Source organism: Caballeronia mineralivorans PML1(12) (assembly GCF_001028175.1).
Classification (GTDB): domain Bacteria; phylum Pseudomonadota; class Gammaproteobacteria; order Burkholderiales; family Burkholderiaceae; genus Caballeronia; species Caballeronia mineralivorans.
In genome coordinates this window covers 1-20,972 of sequence record NZ_AEJF01000163.1, presented here as the reverse complement: position 1 = coordinate 20,972, position 20,972 = coordinate 1, and the positions used below count along the sequence as shown (strand labels likewise).

Sequence of the window (20,972 nt, the reverse complement as noted above, 5' to 3'; positions counted from 1 at the left end):
CATGGATATCAAACGTACCGTCCTATGGGTCATCTTTTTCATGTCGGCTGTCATGCTGTTCGACAACTGGCAACGTGACCATGGGCGCCCGTCGATGTTCTTCCCGAGCGCCGTCCCGACCAAGACAGTCGGCACCGCTGCACCGGGAACCACGACGCCGGGCACGCAAGCCGCCGATTTGCCGGCCACCCCCTGGCGTACCCGGCGCACCGGTCGCGCCCGGCTCGAACGCACCCGCGCCCGCGGCCGCCGACCAGCTCGTGAATTTCTCCACGGACGTCTACTCCGGCCAGATCGATACACGTGGTGGAACGCTGTCGAAGCTTTCGCTCATGAAGGAAGGCGACGGCAAGCAGCCGGATCTGTACATCACGCTCTTCGATCACACCCCGACTCACACGTATCTCGCGCGCACGGGCCTCCTCGGTGGCGATTTCCCGAACCACAACGACGTGTTCACGCTCGTACCGGGCAGTCAGACGTCGATGGGTGACGGCAAGACGCTGTCGATCTCGTTCGAATCGCCGGTCAAGGGTGGCGTGAAGGTCATCAAGACCTACACGTTCACGCGCGGCAGCTATGTGATCAACGTCGACACGAAGGTGCAGAACGTCGGCACCACGCCGGTCACGCCGCGCCTCTATATGGAACTCGTGCGCGACAACACGCCGGTGGAAACGCCGCGTTTCTCGCACACGTTTATCGGGCCGGCTGTTTATACGGACCAGCATCACTTCCAGAAGATCGATTTCAGCGATATCGACAAGGACAAGGCCACGTTCGCCCCCTCTGCCGATAACGGCTGGATCGCGATGGTGCAGCATTACTTCGCCTCGGCGTGGATTCCGCAGCAGGGCGTGAAGCGCGACATCTACGTGCAGAAAATCGATCCGTCGCTGTATCGCGTGGGCGTGCAGCAGCCGTTGCAGACCATCGCGCCGGGACAGACTGTCGACGTGCAGGCACGGCTCTTCGCCGGTCCCGAGGAAGAGCGGATGCTCGAAGGCGTCGCGCCGGGTCTGGAGCTGGTGAAGGACTACGGCATGGTGACGATCATCGCGAAGCCTCTGTTCTGGCTGCTCGAGAAGATCCATAGCTATGTCGGCAACTGGGGTTGGGCGATTATCCTGCTCACGCTGTTGATCAAGGCTGTGTTCTTCCCGCTGTCGGCAGCAAGCTACAAGTCGATGGCGCGTATGAAGACCATCACGCCGCGCATGACGCAATTGCGTGAACGGTATAAGGGCGATCCGCAGAAGATGAATGCGGAATTGATGGCGCTCTATAAAACTGAGAAAGTGAATCCGTTCGGCGGGTGTTTGCCGGTCGTCGTGCAGATTCCGGTGTTTATCTCGCTGTATTGGGTGTTGCTCTCGTCGGTGGAAATGCGCGGTGCGCCGTGGGTCTTGTGGATTCACGACCTGTCCCAGGCCGATCCGTTCTACATTTTGCCGGTGCTGATGGCCGTGTCCATGTTCCTGCAAACGCGGTTGAATCCTACGCCGCCGGATCCGGTTCAGGCCAAGATGATGATGTTCATGCCGCTGGCTTTCTCGGTCATGTTCTTCTTCTTCCCGTCAGGACTGGTGCTGTATTACGTCGTGAATAACGTCCTTTCCATCGCGCAGCAGTATTACATTACGCGGATGATGGGACAGAAGAAGGTTGCAAAGGCTTAGGTTTTTGGTGGTTCAGTTTGAAAACGCCCGGCTTATGCCGGGCGTTTTTGTTTCCGTGACGGCATTCTGGCGGAGTTACCCTTTGAGGCTTTCGCGGCCGTATGCATCGGGCGGTACATGTCGGCGCGAATCGCCGCAGATCGCAAGCGGGTGCGGCTCTCCCTTCGACAGCTGACCGCGCCCGCTTTTCAACATAGAATGTTAATCATGCATTCGAGTGACTAACGGACTATTCACATAGTTTCGTAGTCGGTGCACGTCGTGATTAGGGTACTACAATGGATGCAGGTTTCAATGACGCACCTGCTCGTACCGAATGGAGATACGAACTCCTAGGACTTCTCGAGTCAAACGAAGCACCTCGCGTCTGCACCACGGAAGAGCTGGCGCAACTGGTGCGTCGCGTACGGCCGCGCGCCAACGCCGATACCGTCCACAGTGCTATTGGCGGCCTGATGAAGGCGGGTGCCCTGCAAAAGGTGAGTCGCGGGCTCTACTTGAATCGTCGCAGTCGGCCTGCTGTCGAAGTAGCCGAAGTTGCACAGCACATTCGACAAGGCGCTGTTGTCTCACTCGAATCGGTGCTTGGAGAGTGTGGCTTTCTAAATAACCCGCCAGCTATCGTGACGGCTTTGGTGCCGCGACGCCCCGACTCCGTTCCCCGTGTCGGTTCGGTCAAGACCAGCGGCGGACAGGTCCTTCGGTTCAATGCCCTGCCATCTCGATTCTTCCCATCCTCCCAAGAGGAGGCGCGCCTACTGCTTCAAGCCGGGCGCCACTGTCCGGTGGTTAGACCCGAGGTGGCAGCTTTGCACCGGCTGCATCTGGCTTTGTCGCCCCGCAGCTCGATGCGGATGCCGCCGCAGGATGTGGATTTCAGTGTTTTGGACGCGGAGCTTCTCAAGGACCTCGCATGGCGCTGGGAGCTCTCACGTGCGCTCGAGGATTGGAAGGGGCAGATTCAGCTGGCTGGCGACATTCAAGAGCCCTCTCAGCCAACCGCTCCGGTCTCAGAAGCGCATCGGCAGCGCGGCCTTGCAGCGCGTGAGCGGCTCATGGCAAGGCGCAAACTCAACACTACCTGAGTTGCCAGATGCATGAGCGCTGACACGACGCACCAGTTCGGCTTGATTGCGCCGCGCCGCGAAGAAGCTGTCGAGTTCAGGCTGCGTGCCTAGCCAAGGCCACTCAAGGGGTAACGCCGTCATCATGCCGTTGCGTGAGCGCGTTTGGATACGCGTGTTAGCGTTTCTCGCCCGCCCCATAAAACTGGTCAACCAGTTCCTCGAGCAAATACCGGTGATGCGGCGAAAGCGCTTCAATCTTCGAAGCCAGTTCGATCGTCTCCCCGGACGCCGGATACTTCTCGTCATGCACGATCGGTTTCGGCGCGTTTTGCGGATTCCCGCTTGGCGGCGGACCGTAATGCAGCCAGTGCTGCTCGACCTTGAACCATTCGGCGAGCGTCGCCAGTTTGTCGGCCGTGGGAATCGAACGCGCGCTCAGCCACTTATGCGTGGTTTGCGCAGACACGGGTTCGCCGTGATATCGCAAATTGAAATGCAAAGCGAGGTCGGTTGCGCCGCGCATTTTCTCGGGCGCGCGCGTCATCGAAAATTTGAGCCGATCCGAAAAATCGGTTTTCTCTTGGGGTGTTGGCATAGGTCGCGATGGTGCGAGGCAAACGCAGCGGCCGAGTCAACCGCCTACGCCAGATGTGGCGCCGTTTCCTCATTTTTAGCGTGTTCAGGAAAAAGAACAGGCGAATGCCGCATCGATCGATTAATACGCGTGAACCTCATTGCGACGACATTTGCGCACAATGAAACGATCGGCTCAGCAGGCACTCCTGCGATTCATCATATCCCACATAAGATAAATTAAGAATCGTCCTGTCGCATCGTGCGGCGCAGCGAAACGAAAGCACCGCGCTACAATGCCGCCAGCCGAATTCACTAGCGTTTCGCTCGAAAAAACCATGTCCAACAACGACTCCGATCCGATCGTCGCGATTGCCACTGCGCCAGGGCGCGGGGGTATCGGCGTGATCCGGCTGTCGTTCGGGCGGGCGGGCGAAGCAGCGGCGAAACACGCAATGCTCACGCTGTGCGGCCAGTTGCTCGAAGCGCGGCACGCGAGCTACGTGCCGTTCATCGATGCGCGCGGCGAGGCGCTCGATCGCGGTATCGCGATGTATTTCCCCGCGCCGAATTCCTACACCGGCGAACACGTGCTCGAGTTGCAGGGACACGGTGGTCCGATCGTGCTGCAACTGCTGTTACAGCGTGCGATCGATACCGGTCGTGAGTTCGGTTTGCGGCTGGCCGAACCGGGCGAATTCACGCGTCGCGCCTTCCTCAACGACAAGCTCGATTTGGCTCAGGCCGAAGCCGTCGCCGACTTGATCGAGGCGAGCACCGAAGCAGCGGCACGCTCGGCGGGCCGCTCACTCGATGGCGCTTTTTCGCGTGAAATCCACGTGCTCGTCGAGGACGTGATCACGTTGCGCATGCTGGTTGAGGCGACGCTCGATTTCCCCGAGGAAGAGATCGATTTCCTGGAGGCCGCCGATGCCCGCGGCAAGCTCGCCCGCATCCGGGCACGGCTGGACAAGGTGCTGGCCGATGCTCGTCAGGGCGCGCTATTGCGCGAGGGCCTGTCGGTCGTGCTCGCGGGGCAGCCGAACGTGGGCAAATCGTCGTTGCTGAACGCGCTGGCCGGCGCGGAGCTCGCTATCGTCACGCCGATCGCCGGCACCACGCGCGACAAGGTCACGCAGACCATTCAGATCGAAGGTATTCCGCTACATGTCATCGATACCGCCGGACTACGCGAAACGCAGGATGAGGTGGAGCGGATCGGTATCGAGCGGACGTGGGGTGAAATCGGCCGCGCGGATGTCGTGCTCCATCTGCTCGATGCGCGCGAGGCATTGAGTGCCGACGATGTCGCCATCGCCGCACGTTTCCCCGCGGGCGTACCGGTCGTGCGTGTGCTGAACAAGACGGATCTGGCGGGCGTGCAGGCATCGGCGGAAATGGCCCGCGATGACGTGCGTGAAGTGCGTTTATCGGCGAAAACGGGCGACGGCATCGCGTTATTGCGTAGCGAGTTACTGCAGATTGCCGGCTGGCAAGCGGGCGCCGAAAGCATTTACTTGGCGCGCGAGCGGCATCTGATCGCGTTGCGTGCGGCACGCGAGCACCTCGCAACCGCCGCTGATCACGCGGACCAGAATTCACAAGCACTCGATTTGTTCGCCGAAGAGTTACGGCTCGCGCAAGATCAGCTGAATTCGATCACCGGGGAATTTAGTTCCGACGATCTTTTGGGCGTGATTTTCAGCCGGTTTTGTATTGGAAAGTAGTGCGCTGCCCAAGGACGTCTAAAAAAGCGTACTGGCTTGCGGGGCAACGGCGAGCAGAGTGCTCAGATGTGCCCCTCTGCCCTGTCTATAGGTAGGATGTTTCGCAGGCGGCGCCTTTAGTATTGGATCAACGGTTCGCCATTTTCGACTTGATCCGCCAACAGATTCAAGGCTTGGGAAACTTGACGGTTGAAATAGTGCGGTCGCTCCTTTTCATACGCGTGCAGCAGATTGGTACAGTCGCGTTCTTCCCATCGCCAACGCGGACCTTGCTTCGAGAATGCGGGATGGTCACGAAGCTCAGGCGCCACAATATCCTCGTCTTCCCAAACCCACAGGAAGCGCTGGTCGGCGCGTGTGAATGGCCGCCCCACCTCGCGTGCGACTAAATGATTGTGCCGCACCGTGAAGTCGATGACCTCCGTCCTCGATGCTCCGTCAGCCTGTGCATGCTCGGCCTCGATCCAGCAATGGTACCGGGATAGTTGAGAGAGATGCTTTGCGTTGCGGCGACGCTCGCGGGGCGAACACAATACAAACAAATCGCGACCGCCAAAATCCATCACCTCGCCGCCTGCAATCGGCCGATAAGCTAGGTGTGTCAGCAGTGCAAGCACGCGTGCGCCGACGATCGCGTAGTCGGCGCAGCGCATGTAGCCATTTTTCTTTGTCGTGTCCGAGACACTGCGATGAACTGCCGCATCGACCAAGTGCTGGACCGCAGGCGTCAAAGGAGCAGTCAAGGCCGGAGTGCTGTTTAGCATTTTTCGATGTGTCCCCTACATAATTCATTGCCCGGCAGATCGGCTGGTGGCGACCGGAGTACTCGCGCGGCATCGTAGGAATTCAACATCCCCGCCAAATGTAACGAATTATTACAAACAAATCGTAAGGCATGAAAAGTGAACATGTATTAAATGTTGGAATGTTGTAATGTCAATTCGCACTGAATCCTAGTGCTCTGCAATGCACCGAAGCGATTGAGATCGTCGAGGAAGGCGTCAAACCCGGGGCGTGTTTTTTTGCCGCCCGACCTCAAGGCGATTCGAATCACACGCAGAGGTCGACAGGCAAAAGACGCTCATCCGCGGCGGGGCCGACCGGGAGGTACTTCGCAACTCGCGGGACAAGGTGAGCTTGGAGCGGCGCGTGTTGCCCCCGGGAAATACCGCGGTGGGTGTAGGAAGTTCTCGTGAAAATTCGTGAAGTTCGCGAACGCGGCGGAGAAACCCGCGCGAGTTATGGCCCTGCGAAATTGCTTGAGTCGATCACTGGTGACACATTCACCATGGCGTGGAAATCCAGCAAGCCGAGACCTGCTGACGCGTGGTCGAAGTGTTCCTGCGTCACGCGACGCTCAGATCGTGCTCGGAGTCGAAGCGATCAAGAACGGCGAGAAGCGCATCGACCTGGTTCAACTGAGCTTTTGACAAATGATTTAACCGCATAATCTCGACCAGCCGTCGACGCCAATACGGTGGTGTTAAAAGCGGGTTGGTGTAATTCTCGTTACACGATTGCAGCACTGCGGTCCGGACATGTTCGATATCCATATCGAGTAGAGTTGGCATGCAAGCCTCCCGCGTCTGCGCCAATACTTTTATTATCCTATGGTAATACAAAAGTGCAATCGATTTCTCTTCCGAGTTGATTGCGACCTAAATTTTCCCGGAAACGATAAGCCCTTCGCGGCTCAAATTCTTAATCGCTTTCAGATGCGTCAATATCTCACGAGTGATATTTACCGATCTCAACGACCAGAAGTATTTCTGTTCAGTGCCGAATTACCATTCGGCACAATGTCATGCAGGTTGAGTCGGACGTAGGCTGGATCGGTAGCGTCCAGACACTCGAACGTGAGGGTCGATTCAACAGAGGTCCAGCCCATGCTTCTGAGGTCCTCGCCGGACCGGACATCAATTTCTTACCCTTACCAGCTTCCAGGCGCCCTATCCGAACCGCCTGGCAACGACATGTAACAACAGAACGCACGATAACCGACGGTAATTTCTTGCAACGCAACCGCCGTTACTGTCTCGCTGATAATTGAGCATCAGCACTGTTCGTTCATGTAGGAGCCTTAATCGTGCAAGAAATATCCCCCCCTTTAACCGAGCAATCTGCCACTGCACTGCTGCGTCAAATCGAACCTGTTCTCGCATACGTGATTCGTTGCGCGTACACGGAACAGGTGCCTTTCATCAGCGAAGACGTGATTCAGTTACGACAAAAAATACGCGGGTTAATGACGGTTGCACCGGAATCGTCATCACCTGAGCGTTGAGAGTAAAAACGCGTGCAGGGGTCAGTCGGCAATATCGATATCCGAATATCCCCTTCCGGGAAAGTCTGCGTGGCGAAAATATTGCTTGCCAGAATCGGCGAGCAATACCTGTATCGTCTTGCCATCAGGCAGTCGGCATCAGGGTAACGCTGGAAAGGATTGGTCGCTCCTTGATGTACGATTCCAGAAGAGGAACCGCGCAGGAGCCCAAAATGGCGAATCCGAAGGATCTCGACGACGAGCGGGCAACTCGCTGCCGCAGACAGATAGCTTTGGCCACCATCGCGGCCGTGATCATCATTGCCGGGTTGTGGCGAACCGCCGCGTGGCTAGGATGGCTTGGTTCGTAAATCTTGCGTCGTGTGCCGCGCGCAGGATGGCGCCGCTGCAGCGGCCTGAGTCAACCTCAGGCCGCTAACTAACCAAGCAAGCGCCGCTCATCCAAGCCCTACACCGCCTTTTTCCACGCGGCCGCAAATACGCCCGCGCCCATCAAGAGCGCGCCGCCAGTCCGATTCACCGTCCGCTGCACGGCCGGCCGGCGAATCGCCCGTCGCGCGACCGATGCGAGCATCGCGTATCCAAACGCATTAGCCGCAGCCAGGCCAACGAACGTTGCCTCCATGATCGCAATCTGCGAAATGCTCGCGACATGTGGATTAATGAACTGCGGCAGGAAAGCGATGAAGAAAATAATGCTCTTCGGATTGAGCGTGGTCACTGCGTACGCGTGAGCGACAATCCGCCCAGTGCGCAATTCGGTAGGGGCCTGGACGGCGTCGGTATCCATCACCGGCGCACGCCACAACTTGATGCCCAGGTAGACGAGATAGGCCGCGCCCACCCATTTCAACACCATGAACAATTCCGCCGATGCCGCGAGCAATACGCCAAGCCCGAGCATGGAGGCGCTCATCGACGTGAGGTCGCCCAACGCAACGCCAGCGGTTGTGGCGAGCGCATATTTGCGGCCGTGGCCGAGCGCGTACGAGACGACCAGCAACACTGTCGGTCCGGGAATGGCAACGAGGATGGCGGAGGCGATCGCGAATGGCAGCCATTGAGTGAGGGTCATGAGAGCTCCTGTGGGAAGCGTCGATTAATCCACGAAGATGCGCCTCTGACAAGACGTCGCGTAAAAAACACTGGAAGCAAACACTGGAAGCCACGCGCGTAGGCGCCGCCGCGAAAGAGCGGTTGCACGCACCACGTGTCTGACTCGAAACGACTTCGTCTGCGAAATTGCGTTGATGTATCGGGTTTGTGCGTTCGGCACAATTTCTGCTTAGAATTAAGCGGGTTTTGACCCGCGATCAGGCCCGGTAATCTCAGTGTCTCCTCCCCTCATTCGTGAGGTTGAATGCCCGGTTCCAGCGAACCGGGCATCTTTTATTGCCTTTTTGGTTTGCGCTGCATCATTGACGATTTTTATTAGCGTGCCGCGCTGTTAAAGCCGCTTAATCCAGAAAACCCATCTGCGACAATCTGTCTTGTTGCGCACGCACACAAGTTGTGCTTGCCTCTTGCAAATTCTCGTCTAGGATAAACGCTGCAGATTAATAACTAGTCACTGAATACATAGCTAAATCCCGAGAAATAGTTGCATGGAGGCTATAGATGAAAAAGCACGCCATTGCTGGTTTCGCGATGATCGGCTTATTCGCCGCGATCACCACGGTTCATGCCCAGGACAAGGTGATCCAGCCGCAGCAAACGTTCAGTTTCATGCCTAATTCGTACGGCTGTTTATCGAAGGACAAATTCGATTCCGCCGATCAGCACGCCCAAGCCGGCGAGCAACAGAAAATGCAAGAGTTCTTCACCGGGTTTCAATGCCTGTCCACACCGGAAAACGCTCATTTCCGCGTACTGCGTGTTGTCGGACACGATGTCGAATTTGTGAACGCGGCGAACAGCGATACACAAGGCATGTGGACCGCCGACCGATTTATTAAGCAGTGAATTTTCGCACACGAATCAGGGTTTCAACGGATCACGGCGGCGCAAAACCGCCGATTATCTGATCGCTTGATTATCTCCCGGCGAGATTTATTTACCTCCGCCGCGTCGGTTTCACGTTTCGTCCAGGACGATCCTGCGCGCTCGCACATTCAGGCTTAAGCCCGCATCTGAGCCGCCATCGCTTCGCCGGTTTCCAGCCAACCACACCCTCCACCAAGCGATTCCCCGCAACGAACGAACGCGTTCGGTATCATCACGCGTCGAACGTCGTCGAATGTGATTGGGAATGCGTCAGCGAGTAGCGGTGCCGCGTGAACATCCGTCAAAATTCCCCTTTTCCGGCCTCTCAAAAGGCCCTCCGGTGTTGCATGGCCCTTAAATCCACAATCTACAAAGCTGAGCTGCAAATCGCCGACATGGATCGGCACTACTACGGCGACCACGCGCTGACGATCGCCCGGCATCCGTCCGAAACCGACGACCGGATGATGGTGCGTGTGGCCGCGTTCGCATTATTCGCCAGCGAACGCCTCGAATTCACCAAGGGCCTGTCCGACACCGACGAACCCGATCTCTGGCAGAAGGATCTGACCGGACAAATCGAAACATGGATTGAAGTCGGCCAGCCCGAGGAACGGCGCATCGCGAAGGCGAGCGGACGCGCGGACCGGGTGATCGTGATCGCCTATGGCGGCCGGGCGTCGGAGATCTGGTGGCAGGGCGTCAAGGCGAAGGTCGAACGGATGCAAAACGTGACCGTATGGTCGCTCACGGACGGCGTGGCCGCGGCGCTCGGCGCGCTGGCCGAACGCACGATGCGGCTTCAATGCACGGTGCAGGACGGCGAGGCGTCGCTCGGTAGCGCGAGCGTCGATCCGGTCGCTATCGACTGGAGCGTTTTCAAGGGAACGCCGCGCTGATGCCACTCAGCGCGTCCGGCGGGCCTTTCAGTTCAATGAGATTGCCTTCCGGATCGAAGAAATAGAGCGACGGGCCGAAGCCTTCGGCGCCGTATCGACGGGCCTCTTCCCCCAGGCGCACGCCGTTCTCAAGCAGATGTGCGCGCAACGCGGCGGCATCGAACGGTTCCACGCGCAGGCACACGTGATCCATGTTATTTCCCGCGCCCGGCGTGCCGCTTTCCGGCCGGTCGATCTTCGCGCCCACGGCCAGCAGATCGATCAGCGAGCGCCCCGCGCGCATCTGCACGAGTCCGAGCTCACGCTGCTCCTTCTCCACCGGGCAGCCCAGCACCGTCTTATAAAAATCGACCATGGCATCAAGGTTCGCGCAGCGAATCACCACGTGATCAATCTCGCGGATGGGTATTTGCATCGCGTGTCTCCGGTTTTTTAGCGTAATGGCGACTAGTAAATCCGCGCAAAAGTCCAGTTTAAAGTTTAGCGCGTGTTGCGAAACAGCCCCGCCACACAGGGCTACACAGCCTACGGACGAAAAAAAGCCCGCTCGTTGCGGAGCGGGCTGAATCCATATCAGGAGGAGACATGGAGGAGACAGTTCCGATCTTACACAGTGGATTGGTACGTTGCAACACTTATCGTAGTAAAAACCCCTATGGTGGTGATGTGTCGCATCTGTGCGTCATTTGTTTATGTGTTCACATGCCCGTCATCCAAGGACCGCCAAGGACCGAAATGACAGAGCAAGAACCGGCGCGTACCAATAGACGTACACCTCTAAAGTAGTCACGTACCCTTCGCAAACCGAGGATTGTGATGAAACCCGAACAAAGTACCGCCACTTTTTCCAGCGATGAAACCCGTTGGAACGCCGTGTCCGGCCGCGATTCGAGCGCCGACGGCACGTTCTTTTACGCTGTTCGCACAACAGGCGTGTTCTGCCGCCCATCGTGTGCGTCGCGGCCGCCGCGCCGTGAAAACGTCGAATTCTTCGATACCCCGCAACAAGCCGAATCCGCCGGATATCGGGCATGCAAGCGGTGTCAGCCGGGCAGTTTGTCGCGCGAGCTGGCGATCGTCGAACGGGCGTGCAAAGTGCTCGATGCCGATCCGCAACAGCGCCTCACCCTCGCGCAATTGAGCAACGCCGTGCATGTCAGCCCGTTTCATTTGCAGCGGCTCTTTTCGCGTGTTGTCGGCGTGTCGCCGCGGCAATATCAGGCCGCTCGCCGTGCCGATGCACTGCGCGGCGCGCTTCAACGTGGCGATGACGTGACGCGCGCTACCCACGACGCCGGCTTCGGTTCGACATCGCGGATGTATGAGGCTGCGCCCGCCGAACTGGGGATGACGCCGTCGATTTATCGACGCAAGGGAGCGGGGTTGATCGTGCATTACGCGACGGCGCAGACGGCGCTCGGAATCGTGCTGGTCGCCGCGACCGCCAAGGGCATCTGCAAGATCGCTTTCGGCGATGACCCGGCCACGCTGGAAGCGGACCTGGCGCAGGAGTTGTCCGAGGCTAAACGGATCGAGGACAAGGAGCGGCTCGCGCCGTTTATCGCGCAGATCGATGCCTATTTGCGCGGCACGCGCGAGCACTTCGACCTCCCGCTCGATATCAGCGCGACAGCATTTCAACAGCGCGTCTGGGACGCCCTGCAGAGGATTCCGTACGGCCAGACGCGCAGTTATACCGATATCGCCGAGACGCTCGGTTCACCGCGCGCGGTGCGGGCGGTGGCGAATGCGTGTGCATCGAATCCGGTGGCGCTCGCTATTCCGTGTCATCGCGTGGTGCATAAGGATGGCGCGCTGGCGGGGTATCGGTGGGGCACCGCGCGCAAAGTTGCGTTGTTATCGGCGGAAAAGGAGCATCGGGAGGAGGCGCCGCTCGAGGCCGTCGGTGCGGGGGTTTTGAGTTGATGGGGCTAGTTCGGCATCGACGTTACGTGAAACGCTACGATGCCGATTAGCATCCTATTAGCGTCCTTTTAGCATCCTGAGCGCCCGATCCCCTCTGCTTTCGAACTCGCCTAATAAATTGCCCCAAGCCAAACTCACCCGGCTCGAGCTGCCCTACGTCGAACCCTACGATTGGCCCCGCGTCCTGCGATTTTTCGCGGGGCGCGCCACGCTCGGCGTCGAAGCCGTGGAGGATGGTGCGTATCGTCGCGCAATCGAATGGCTTGGCGACTCCGGCACGCTCAGCGTCACGCGGCACGTGGCCAAACCCTGTCTCGTCGCGACGCTCGAAGGCGCGGCGAGCCGCCACGCGAAAGCAATCGGCGAGCATCTGGCGCGCATGTTCGATCTTCAGGCCGACGCGCCCGCCATCTGCGCTCATCTCGGCCGCGATCCGTGGTTCGCGCCGCTCACACGCGCCGTGCCGGGTCTGCGCGTACCCGGCGCGTGGTCCGGCTTCGAGCTGGTCGTGCGCGCGATAGTCGGCCAGCAGGTCAGCGTGAAGGCGGCATCGACGATAGTAGGAAGGCTCGTCGAGCGCGCCGGCACGCCGCTCACCGATCACCCTCATCCCGGTACGGCCTGGCGTTTCCCCACGCCCGCCGCACTCGCCGCGGTCGATCTGCAGAAGATCGGCATGCCGGGCAAACGCGTGGCCGCGTTGCAGGGTTTCGCGCGTGAGGTCGCCGCGGGCGCGCTGCCGCTTGACGATCCGCACGCCGATCGCGCCGAACTGCGGGCCGCATTGCTGGCGATGCCGGGTATCGGACCATGGACGGTGGAATACGTCGCGATGCGTGCATTACGCGATGCCGACGCGTGGCCCGGCACCGACCTGATCCTGATGCAGGCGCTGATAGCGCGCGATCCGTCGATGGCGAAAGCGGCGGCGTTGCGCGCCCGCGCTGAGGCGTGGCGGCCCTATCGGGCGTACGCCGCGCTGCACGTGTGGAACGAGATCGCGGATCGGGCTGGATCGGCGAAAGGCGGGTGACGTTAAGCGCCCCTCACACCGGTGCTTACGCAGCCGAACCGCCAACCCCGCATCGCCCATCGAAAAACCCTACTGCCCGAAGGCCCGCTCAAACACCCCGGAAATTCGCGCAAACCCTTATCCGGCAAGGCTTCAAGCACGTCTTACACTGAGATGTTAAAGTGCCCGCTACCTAAAAAATCTGGTTCGGCGCATTCGGTTCGGCGCTCAATCGCAAACGTCGCAGCAATGGCAAATACGAATTTCGCATCCCCCTCCAGCGGCGCTTTCCTGCGCCGCTTATCTGCGCTGAGCTCCGGCCCGAACGGCGCTGCATTGCGTCAGGGGTTGCGTGGCATCGAGCGGGAGAGCTTGCGCGTGACGCGCGACGGCGCGCTCGCCACCACGCCACATCCGCGCGCATTCGGCTCGGCGCTCACGCATCCGCTCATCACCACGGACTACTCCGAAGCGCTGATCGAACTGATTACGCCAGCGGAGCACGACGTCGCGCGCACGCTTGAACAACTCGACGATCTGCATCGCTTCTCCTACGCTCATCTCGGCAATGAACTGCTCTGGAACGACTCCATGCCCGGCATGCTTCCCGCCGATCAGGACATCCCGATCGGCTGGTATGGCACATCGAATATCGGCATGTTGAAGCATGTCTACCGGCGCGGTTTGTCGCTGCGATACGGCCGTACCATGCAGTGCATCGCCGGGATTCACTACAACTATTCGCTGCACGAAGACGTGTGGCGCGCGTGGGCCGCGCTCGATAACCGCAGCGCCGTGCCAGCCGTCGATTTCCAGTCCGAACGATATTTCGCGCTGATCCGCAATTTCCGCCGCACGAGCTGGCTGCTGATGTATTTGTTCGGCGCATCGCCTGCGCTCAACGAGCAGTTCCTGCGCGGCCGCCCGAACACGCTCGAGACCTTCGACGCCACCACGCGTTATCTGCCGTACGCCACCAGCCTGCGGATGAGCGATCTCGGCTATACGAACAATCCGGCGCAATCCGCGCTGCTGCCGAGCTACGACACGCTCGACGGTTATCTCGACGTGCTCGCGAAAGCGGTCAGCGAGCCGTATCCGCCGTATGAAGCCATGGGCACGCAGCGCGACGGCGAATGGGTGCAGATCAACACGAACGTGCTGCAGATCGAGAACGAGTTCTACTCGACCATCCGGCCGAAGCGCATCACGCAGCCCGGCGAGCGGCCGTTGCATGCGTTGTCGTCGCGTGGCGTGCAATACATCGAAGTACGTTGCCTCGATATCAACCCGTTCGAGCCGACCGGAATCTCGCTTGAGACCACGCGCTTCATGGACGCGTACTTGCTGTATTGCGCGATTGAAGACAGCCCGCTGTTGCCGCGCGCCGCCAACGAGGAGGCCAACGAAAACTTCGCGCGCATCACGAAGCAAGGGCGCAAGCCGGGCCTGACGCTGGCACGCGATGGCCGTGAAGTCTCCATGCACGGCTGGGCCGATTCATTGCTCGACGCCATTGAGCCAGTGGCGCAAGCGCTCGACGCGCTGCATGGTATCGATGAACACATGACCGCCCTGAAGGCCCAGCGCGCGCGCCTCGCCGATGTCTCGCTGACGCCGTCCGCACGCGTACTCGACACCATGCGCGAGCGGCATCAAAGCTTCAACACATTCGCGCTGGAACTCAGCACACAGCACGCCGATTACTTCCGTCGTCGTCCGCTTAGCGCTGAAACCGAGCGCGAAATGATGGCGCTTGCGGCAAAGTCGCTGGATGATCAGGCAAGAATCGAACGCGATGAATCGGGCTCCTTCGATGCATTCGTCGGCGCATATCGCGCTTACACGTTGAACCGCATTAGTGTGTGAAATGTGATCCGGCAGGGCGTCGGCTCTCGCGCTGACGCTCTGCCAAACCAGCAGCTTTTTCCTCGCCGCATCGTGTCAGCAGCGGCAACCCTTACTTGTTTTGAAACAGTGCGCAACGCGCGGAAACGCTCGCACGCGTGTCGGGTCTGAAATTAGCGACGCATCAGCTAAACCGGACCGATGGACGACTGGCCAGGTGCGACAGGCCGGCCCAGACACACATCAAGGAGAGGAAGAAAAATGAGAAGAAACCTGCTGAAAAGCACGGGTTTCGCCACGGCGACGGCGATGAGTACGATCGTGGCCGCCATCGCCCTGCTGGCAGGCTGCTCGACAACCGGCCAGATCGCCGGCGAGACCATGGAGCAGGCCACCGCGCCGCTCACGTGCACGAACAAGGCCGAATGTGACGCCTGGTGGGCGCGTGCTCAGGTCTGGGTGATCAACCACTCCGAATACAAGCTGCAGACCGTCACCGACTCGATCATCCAGACCGACGGCCCGTCCGGCGGCAAACGCGCGCTGGCGTACCAGATTACGAAGACCCCGAGCAACGAAGGCACGGCGACGGTCGGTTTTGCCGCCCATTGCGACAACATGCTGGGCTGCGAGCCGAATCCGTGGAAAGCCGGCGCGGACTTCAAGCAGTTCGTGCGCGGCCGGCCTTCGCAGATTGGCGCGACGGCATCGAGCAACACCTTGCCGCCGGTTTCTCCTGCCCCAGCGTCCAAACCGATCCCGCCCGCCATGCCGGTTCAGCCTATGCCGCCTACGCTCCAGAATCAGCCGGGTCAGTCGGGCCAGAGCCTGACGCCAGAATAAGTTTGCCGGGATTGCTGATGGTAGAAGGCCGCGTTTTCGTGCGCTTTCGTCCGCAAACGCGGCCTTCGTTGTCATGTCACGCAATATGTCACGCAACACGCGCAAACTGCCGGCCATGGCGAAAATGTGGCGGCTACATACTATTGAGTGCATCGACAGGCTCCGCACTATCGGTGCAATAGCTAAAACACTTGCATAGGCATTGTTTTATTCCAGCGAAACAATGGCTGCAAGCCGTAACAGACTCCCTTCATTACCCGGCGAAAAACGGCCACGAAGCGCTCGAAGAACGCGTGACACTCATCCACGGCATCTCCGATCCAAACGCGAAAAGCATCTGCCGCGAAAGACCCAAAGCGAGAACGACACACCCGATCCGCCAGACGACGAAAGTCCACGCGCCCAGTCTCCACGCCATCACGACCTAAAAACAACACCGCGAAAATTTGATCAAGAACGCATCTTGAAAAACGATTGCATAGTCAATATTATTCTAAGCAACGAGTTACGCGCGACTGCGCCACCCGAGACCATGTTCTGACCGACTGAAAGCATCGAAACATTCGATGCGTAAATGGATGTACCCGATGAACCGCGCTGCCCAAACCACCCGCCTGCTCGGCCGACGCTTCGGCCACTCACTAACTGCCGCCTTAGTGCACGTCCTGCCGCCGAATTTGAGCTCCTGGAAGCTGGCGCTGTACGTGATTGTGTTCTTGCTGCCGGGTGGATCGTTTGTCGTGCTGGGCGCCGCGTGGTTCGAAAACCGGCGCACGCGCAAAGCCGCCGACCCCGCACCCGCCAAGACCGCGCTGCTCCGCTCGCCGAAACACTGCGACGCCTGAAGCCCGTGCCGCCCGTTCATCGCGCTACGTTTTCGCATCGCCTGATGCTTTGCGTAACGACCCGTAACCGAATCCGCGCGGCGAGTAACACTCAGCTTCCTTTCAAGCCGTTACCCTAACGCCTGCCCAACGCCCGCCCTTCATGCGGGTTCAGTTACCATTTCGGACCGGTTGCAAGAGGTGCTTCACGGCGCGTCGACGTGCGCAATCTCCGACAGGAATCCAGAGCAGATGCCGTTCACCCGAATCCCCGTCTTTCCTCGCAAATCCGCTATCGTCCTCGTGCTGGCGCTGGCAGGTTGCGCCGTTGGTCCGAACTACAAACGCCCCGAGGCCGCCATTCCCGCGGCTTACAAAGAGGCGCCGGAAGGCTGGAAAGTCGCGCAACCCGCGGACCGGGTGGATCGTGGGAACTGGTGGACCATTTATAACGACCCGCAGCTCAATGACCTCGAAACGCGGCTGAATGCGTCGAATCAGACCATCGCTCAATTTGCCGCGGTGTACCGGCAAGCGCGGGCACTGGTCGCCGAAGCACGCGCGTCGTATTTCCCCACACTGGGCGTAACGGCAACGGGCACGCGGGCGGGTTCCTCCAGCCGCACGAGCGGCAGCTCGGTCAGCAATAACTTCGACCTTGGCCTCAATGCATCGTGGGAACCCGATTTGTGGGGCACCGTCAGCCGCACGGTCGGCGCGCAAAAGGCCGGCGAACAAAGTGCTGCGGCGGATCTCGCCAACGCGCGGCTCTCGGCCCAGGGAACGCTTGCGCAGACTTACTTCCAGTTGCGCGCGCTGGACGCGCAGCAAAGGCTCCTCGACAATACCGTCGCCGCCTATCAGCGCACGCTGCAACTCACGCAGAATCAGTACGCCCAAGGCACGGCCGCGCGCTCGGACGTGATCCAGGCGCAAACGCAATTGCTGTCGGCGCAAGCGGCAGCCATCGATAACGGCGTCGCACGCGCGCAATTCGAACACGCAATCGCCGCGCTGGTCGGCGAGCCGGCGTCGACGTTCTCCATCGCTTCTTCGCCGCTCGACGCCACGCCGCCCGAGGTTCCGCTGGAAATGCCCTCAGCCATCCTCGAACGACGGCCTGACGTCGCTTCCGCCGAGCGCAAGGCGGCGGCGGCCAACGAACAGATCGGCGTGACGATCGCTGCGTTTTTTCCCACGCTGACGTTCTCGGCAAGCGGCGGTTTTCAGAACTCCGTGCTGTCGCAATTGCTGAGCGCGCCGTCGCGCTTCTGGACGCTCGGGCCGAGTCTCGCGGCAAATATCTTCGATGGCGGCCTGCGGATCGCACAGACCGAAGCGGCGCGCGCGGCGTATGACTCGGCGGTGGCAACGTACCGGCAGACGATACTGAGCGCGTTCCAGGACGTCGAGGACAATCTGGCGTCGCAGAGAATCCTGGCGAACGAGGTGGTGGTCCAGGAGCAGGCGGTGGCGTCGGCGCAGCAGGCGCTGGCCATCGTGACCAATCAGTACAAGTCGGGCACGGTCGGATTCATCAGCGTGCTCACCGCGCAGGCTACGGCGTTCACCGCCGAGCAGAAGCTGGCGAGTATCGCGGGACAGCGGATGGTGTCGTCGGTGGGATTGATCAAGTCGCTCGGCGGCGGCTGGGACACCGCGCAAATCGATCAGGAAACAGGCCGTGCAGCCGCGCCGGTTCCGGCGAGTGGCGTTGTTTTGAAGGGGCCAAGCGCCGCTTTAAATCCCGCACGGGGTTCGTCGTCGACCGTTGCGGCAACGAACGGCGGCGCAGCGAAAGAATAAGACGCGCCGGGCAGGAATGCCTTCGGTGACTCCGCAACCAGCGGCAATAAGGCCGCCGTGCTCACCGGCCGAAGGTCAGCTCGACGGTATCCGGTCCCGTGTGCCTGCCGAGCAGGTTCAACAATCCCGCCAGATTCTCGCGTGCCTCCGGCGCGGACGTCGCCACGCCGTTGAACGCGCTCGATGCCTGCGACACCGTCCCTTGTCCGCTCAGCAGCAACGGTCCGCGCGATGTCGTCAGCTCGATCGTGCCCGCCTGGCCTTCCGCCTGAAACACCACGCGATACGACCCCAGCGGCTTCACACGCGACACGCTTGACGCCATGTCGTCGAGCGTCACAATCACCTGCCCATACGTGTTGTGCCCGAGCATGCGCAATTCGGTCCATGTCAGCCGGACATTGCCATCCATGTTCAGCGTGTTGAACGGCGCGCCCAGACCCGTAAGCAGACTTGCCGGCACGGCGATCGTGCCCGGCGAGACGGTCGAACCGGACAGACCGGCATCGACGAAAACGGCGTCAGGCATCGCATCCGTTTGGCGCATCTCCATCCGTGCGCGGCCGCTGAACAATGGCCAGAACGCCGTGCGCCACTCGACCCGTCCCGGCAGCAGCGTCGCGCCATCGCCGCCGCCCGCACCGCCACCGGTCGCGAGCATGAGCGTGGCCGAGCCCTTCCAGAGCGAACCGGCCGGATCGACGAGATTCACGTGACCGCCCGTCGCCTTCGCGAATTGCGGCACGATCCACGCGGCGGGCAGCATGACGGCCAGCGTGACGAGCACCGATACCACCGCCACCGCGAGCCATGGCCAGGCCGCGAGAAACCGCCGCAAGCCGTAGTTCATTGCGCCTGGGCCGGTTGCAGCGATGCCGTCAGATCAACCTGGCCGTCGGGTTTAAGCGCCGTGATGTGCGCCTCGCTCACCTGCACCTTGAACTGCTTCCTAGCGTCGTCGAGCCACACCGTCCACGCCGGGAACGACGCGTTCTTCAACTGGATCTGCACGGCCGAGCCGACCACCTGAACTTGCGCAGGGGGCATGTTGTTATCGGCGAGAGACTTCGCCAGCGCGTCGCGCAACGCGCCGCCGGTCGGCGTGACGCCCTGCCCGCCGCCTGCCAGCGATCGTGCCTCGTTGGCTTGCGCGGTCATCTGCGCGAGCTGGCGCTGCATGGCGGGCAGCGTGTTGCGCAGCCGGGCGCGGCCTTCATACGCGGGCGCCCACAGCACCAGATACACCAGCGCGATCGCCGCTACCAGACAGCCCCACATCAGGATGGTTTTTTCACGCTGGGTACGCGCGTTCCAGAACTCGCCCCAAGTGTCGATGATGAGCTGTTTCATTGGGCGCTCCTGATGGACCACTTGCCGGTATTGCTGTCGATAGCGCCCGCCAGCCCATTCGCTGCCAAACGTCTCTGCAAGCCAGGATCCACTTTGGTTTCCGGCTTGAAGGTCACCTCGAGCCGCCTGTCGTGGTAATCCAGCCCCGCGATGCCGTTCACCGGAATCGGGCCGAGCGCACGAGCGAGGGCATCGGCGAGAGAAAGGAAATCGGATGGCGACAGTTGTCCCGAAACCAACCGCAAGCGGTCGAGCTGACGCGACATCTGGTCCGGCGCATCGAGCACGACCGTCGTTTTCGGGAATGTATTGAGGAGCGTTTCGGTCATCTGCGCATTGATCGCGTCGCGTTGCCGGGCGAGCTGCATCCACTGGATGTTGACACCGATCATCGATACCACGAGCGCCCCGGCCAGCAGTGCCACCGGCACTCTCAAGCGCCGCATGGTCGCGCGGTCGAGCCGCCACGGCTGCGCGGCGAACTCGAACTGGCACAAGTCGAAATGGTTCGCGAGCGCGTTGCGTGCGAGGGTTTCGAACGTCAGCGGCTGTGCATCGGGAATGGCGGAGCGGGCCGAGGCCAGGCGCGGCTCGGCACCGGGGACGTCGCGCAGGGCGTATAGCGTTATCGGTTGTGCGCCTGCCAGCGCGTTGAGCGTGGACGTCACGGCATCGGCGGGAATCGCAAGACCTTCGCCCAGCGCCGCGTGCTCGCCCCGCGCAATCGCAACCTCGACACGCGAGGTGGCACTCTCCGGTGGCCGGAGCGTATCGCCGCCCAGCAGCGCCGGCGCGGTCGCGAGCACATCGCCCAGCACACCGGCGACAAACGGATCGGGGATATCGGCGGCGCTTTCATGCCGCGGCAGGCAGCGCATGGCCGGCACCGCCTTCACGTTCCGATGCCCCTTGTTCGCAAACGCCTCGAGCACAAAGCGGAACCAGCCGCGATCGATCACCGCCAGTACGCGCCGGCCGCTCGCGAGCGCGACCGGGTCGACGGCAATATGGCAGGTCTGCGGGTCCTGGATCAACTGATCCTCGACCACGTTGGGCAAGGCCTGGCGCAAGCGCGGCCCTTTTAGCGGTGGCATCTGCGCGGCGGTCAGCAACAGGTCGCGCGCGGCGACGATCAGCACCGTCGCGCTCGC

General features: G+C 60.7%; 20 protein-coding genes and 1 pseudogene. 13 read left to right on the top strand and 8 right to left on the bottom strand.

Annotated elements, in window-relative coordinates:
• Position 1 precedes the first annotated feature (1 nt).
• Positions 2 to 1,679: pseudogene (gene yidC, locus EOS_RS27025) on the top strand (membrane protein insertase YidC).
• Positions 1,680 to 1,957: 278 nt separating this feature from the next.
• A complete protein-coding gene (locus EOS_RS27020; protein WP_152693182.1) occupies positions 1,958 to 2,764 on the top strand; it encodes a hypothetical protein in 807 nt (268 codons plus the stop codon).
• Positions 2,765 to 2,921: 157 nt separating this feature from the next.
• Here EOS_RS27020 and EOS_RS27015 read toward each other — a convergent pair whose 3' ends face one another.
• Positions 2,922 to 3,341 (bottom strand): hypothetical protein, encoded by a 420-nt coding sequence (locus EOS_RS27015; RefSeq protein WP_047895255.1) that lies wholly within the window; start codon positions 3,339 to 3,341, stop codon positions 2,922 to 2,924.
• 316 nt (positions 3,342 to 3,657) lie between these two features.
• Between EOS_RS27015 and mnmE the strand changes: the two genes are divergently transcribed.
• A complete protein-coding gene (mnmE, locus tag EOS_RS27010; RefSeq protein ID WP_047895306.1) occupies positions 3,658 to 5,046 on the top strand; it encodes a tRNA uridine-5-carboxymethylaminomethyl(34) synthesis GTPase MnmE in 1,389 nt (462 codons plus the stop codon).
• A gap of 116 nt (positions 5,047 to 5,162) precedes the next feature.
• Here the strand turns inward: mnmE and EOS_RS27005 are convergent, their stop codons facing one another.
• Both EOS_RS27005 and EOS_RS27000 read right to left on the bottom strand, forming a co-directional pair.
• Entirely contained in the window at positions 5,163 to 5,810 is a 648-nt protein-coding gene (locus tag EOS_RS27005; protein ID WP_047895254.1) for a hypothetical protein, read from the bottom strand.
• Positions 5,811 to 6,392: 582 nt separating this feature from the next.
• Entirely contained in the window at positions 6,393 to 6,617 is a 225-nt protein-coding gene (locus EOS_RS27000; protein WP_152693181.1) for a hypothetical protein, read from the bottom strand.
• A gap of 515 nt (positions 6,618 to 7,132) precedes the next feature.
• Here EOS_RS27000 and EOS_RS46455 point away from each other — a divergent pair.
• Complete coding sequence (locus tag EOS_RS46455) at positions 7,133 to 7,330, top strand: hypothetical protein (protein WP_152693180.1); 198 nt, start codon at positions 7,133 to 7,135, stop codon at positions 7,328 to 7,330.
• Positions 7,331 to 7,542: 212 nt separating this feature from the next.
• Positions 7,543 to 7,680, top strand: a complete 138-nt coding sequence (locus EOS_RS47185) for a hypothetical protein (RefSeq protein WP_160312534.1) — start codon at positions 7,543 to 7,545, stop codon at positions 7,678 to 7,680.
• A gap of 98 nt (positions 7,681 to 7,778) precedes the next feature.
• Here the strand turns inward: EOS_RS47185 and EOS_RS26995 are convergent, their stop codons facing one another.
• Positions 7,779 to 8,405 (bottom strand): LysE family translocator, encoded by a 627-nt coding sequence (locus EOS_RS26995; RefSeq protein ID WP_047895253.1) that lies wholly within the window; start codon positions 8,403 to 8,405, stop codon positions 7,779 to 7,781.
• A 542-nt stretch (positions 8,406 to 8,947) separates the two neighbouring features.
• Between EOS_RS26995 and sap1 the strand changes: the two genes are divergently transcribed.
• Both sap1 and EOS_RS26985 read left to right on the top strand, forming a co-directional pair.
• Complete coding sequence (gene sap1 / locus EOS_RS26990) at positions 8,948 to 9,292, top strand: surface attachment protein Sap1 (RefSeq protein WP_047895252.1); 345 nt, start codon at positions 8,948 to 8,950, stop codon at positions 9,290 to 9,292.
• Between the two features lie 368 nt (positions 9,293 to 9,660).
• On the top strand, positions 9,661 to 10,212 hold the full coding sequence (locus EOS_RS26985; protein WP_047895251.1) for a YaeQ family protein: 552 nt from the start codon (positions 9,661 to 9,663) through the stop codon (positions 10,210 to 10,212).
• On the opposite strand, the gene EOS_RS26980 is transcribed toward EOS_RS26985, so the two are convergent.
• On the bottom strand, positions 10,193 to 10,627 hold the full coding sequence (locus tag EOS_RS26980) for a VOC family protein (protein ID WP_047895250.1): 435 nt from the start codon (positions 10,625 to 10,627) through the stop codon (positions 10,193 to 10,195). The genes EOS_RS26985 and EOS_RS26980 overlap by 20 nt on opposite strands.
• Positions 10,628 to 11,028: 401 nt before the next feature.
• Between EOS_RS26980 and ada the strand changes: the two genes are divergently transcribed.
• From ada to EOS_RS26950, 6 genes are all read left to right on the top strand, one after another.
• On the top strand, positions 11,029 to 12,138 hold the full coding sequence (ada, locus tag EOS_RS26975; RefSeq protein WP_047895249.1) for a bifunctional DNA-binding transcriptional regulator/O6-methylguanine-DNA methyltransferase Ada: 1,110 nt from the start codon (positions 11,029 to 11,031) through the stop codon (positions 12,136 to 12,138).
• 118 nt (positions 12,139 to 12,256) lie between these two features.
• On the top strand, positions 12,257 to 13,171 hold the full coding sequence (locus tag EOS_RS26970; RefSeq protein ID WP_047895248.1) for a DNA-3-methyladenine glycosylase family protein: 915 nt from the start codon (positions 12,257 to 12,259) through the stop codon (positions 13,169 to 13,171).
• Positions 13,172 to 13,399: 228 nt separating this feature from the next.
• The gene (gene gshA / locus EOS_RS26965) at positions 13,400 to 15,019 is read left to right on the top strand and encodes a glutamate--cysteine ligase (protein WP_047895247.1); all 1,620 of its coding nucleotides are present in this window, start codon (positions 13,400 to 13,402) and stop codon (positions 15,017 to 15,019) included.
• A 240-nt stretch (positions 15,020 to 15,259) separates the two neighbouring features.
• Entirely contained in the window at positions 15,260 to 15,841 is a 582-nt protein-coding gene (locus EOS_RS26960) for a hypothetical protein (protein WP_407639185.1), read from the top strand.
• 587 nt (positions 15,842 to 16,428) lie between these two features.
• Entirely contained in the window at positions 16,429 to 16,686 is a 258-nt protein-coding gene (locus tag EOS_RS26955; protein WP_053064067.1) for a hypothetical protein, read from the top strand.
• A gap of 231 nt (positions 16,687 to 16,917) precedes the next feature.
• The gene (locus EOS_RS26950) at positions 16,918 to 18,471 is read left to right on the top strand and encodes an efflux transporter outer membrane subunit (protein WP_047895246.1); all 1,554 of its coding nucleotides are present in this window, start codon (positions 16,918 to 16,920) and stop codon (positions 18,469 to 18,471) included.
• A gap of 61 nt (positions 18,472 to 18,532) precedes the next feature.
• Here EOS_RS26950 and EOS_RS26945 read toward each other — a convergent pair whose 3' ends face one another.
• The 3 genes from EOS_RS26945 to gspL form a co-directional block, all read right to left on the bottom strand.
• On the bottom strand, positions 18,533 to 19,321 hold the full coding sequence (locus EOS_RS26945; protein WP_047895245.1) for a type II secretion system protein N: 789 nt from the start codon (positions 19,319 to 19,321) through the stop codon (positions 18,533 to 18,535).
• Positions 19,318 to 19,821: a type II secretion system protein GspM gene (gene gspM, locus EOS_RS26940; protein WP_047895244.1), complete on the bottom strand. Its 504-nt coding sequence runs from the start codon at positions 19,819 to 19,821 to the stop codon at positions 19,318 to 19,320. Before gspM ends, EOS_RS26945 begins: the two co-directional genes overlap by 4 nt.
• On the bottom strand, positions 19,818 to 20,972 hold a 1,155-nt coding region (gspL, locus tag EOS_RS26935; RefSeq protein WP_047895243.1), incomplete at its 5' end, for a type II secretion system protein GspL. The genes gspL and gspM, both read right to left, overlap by 4 nt.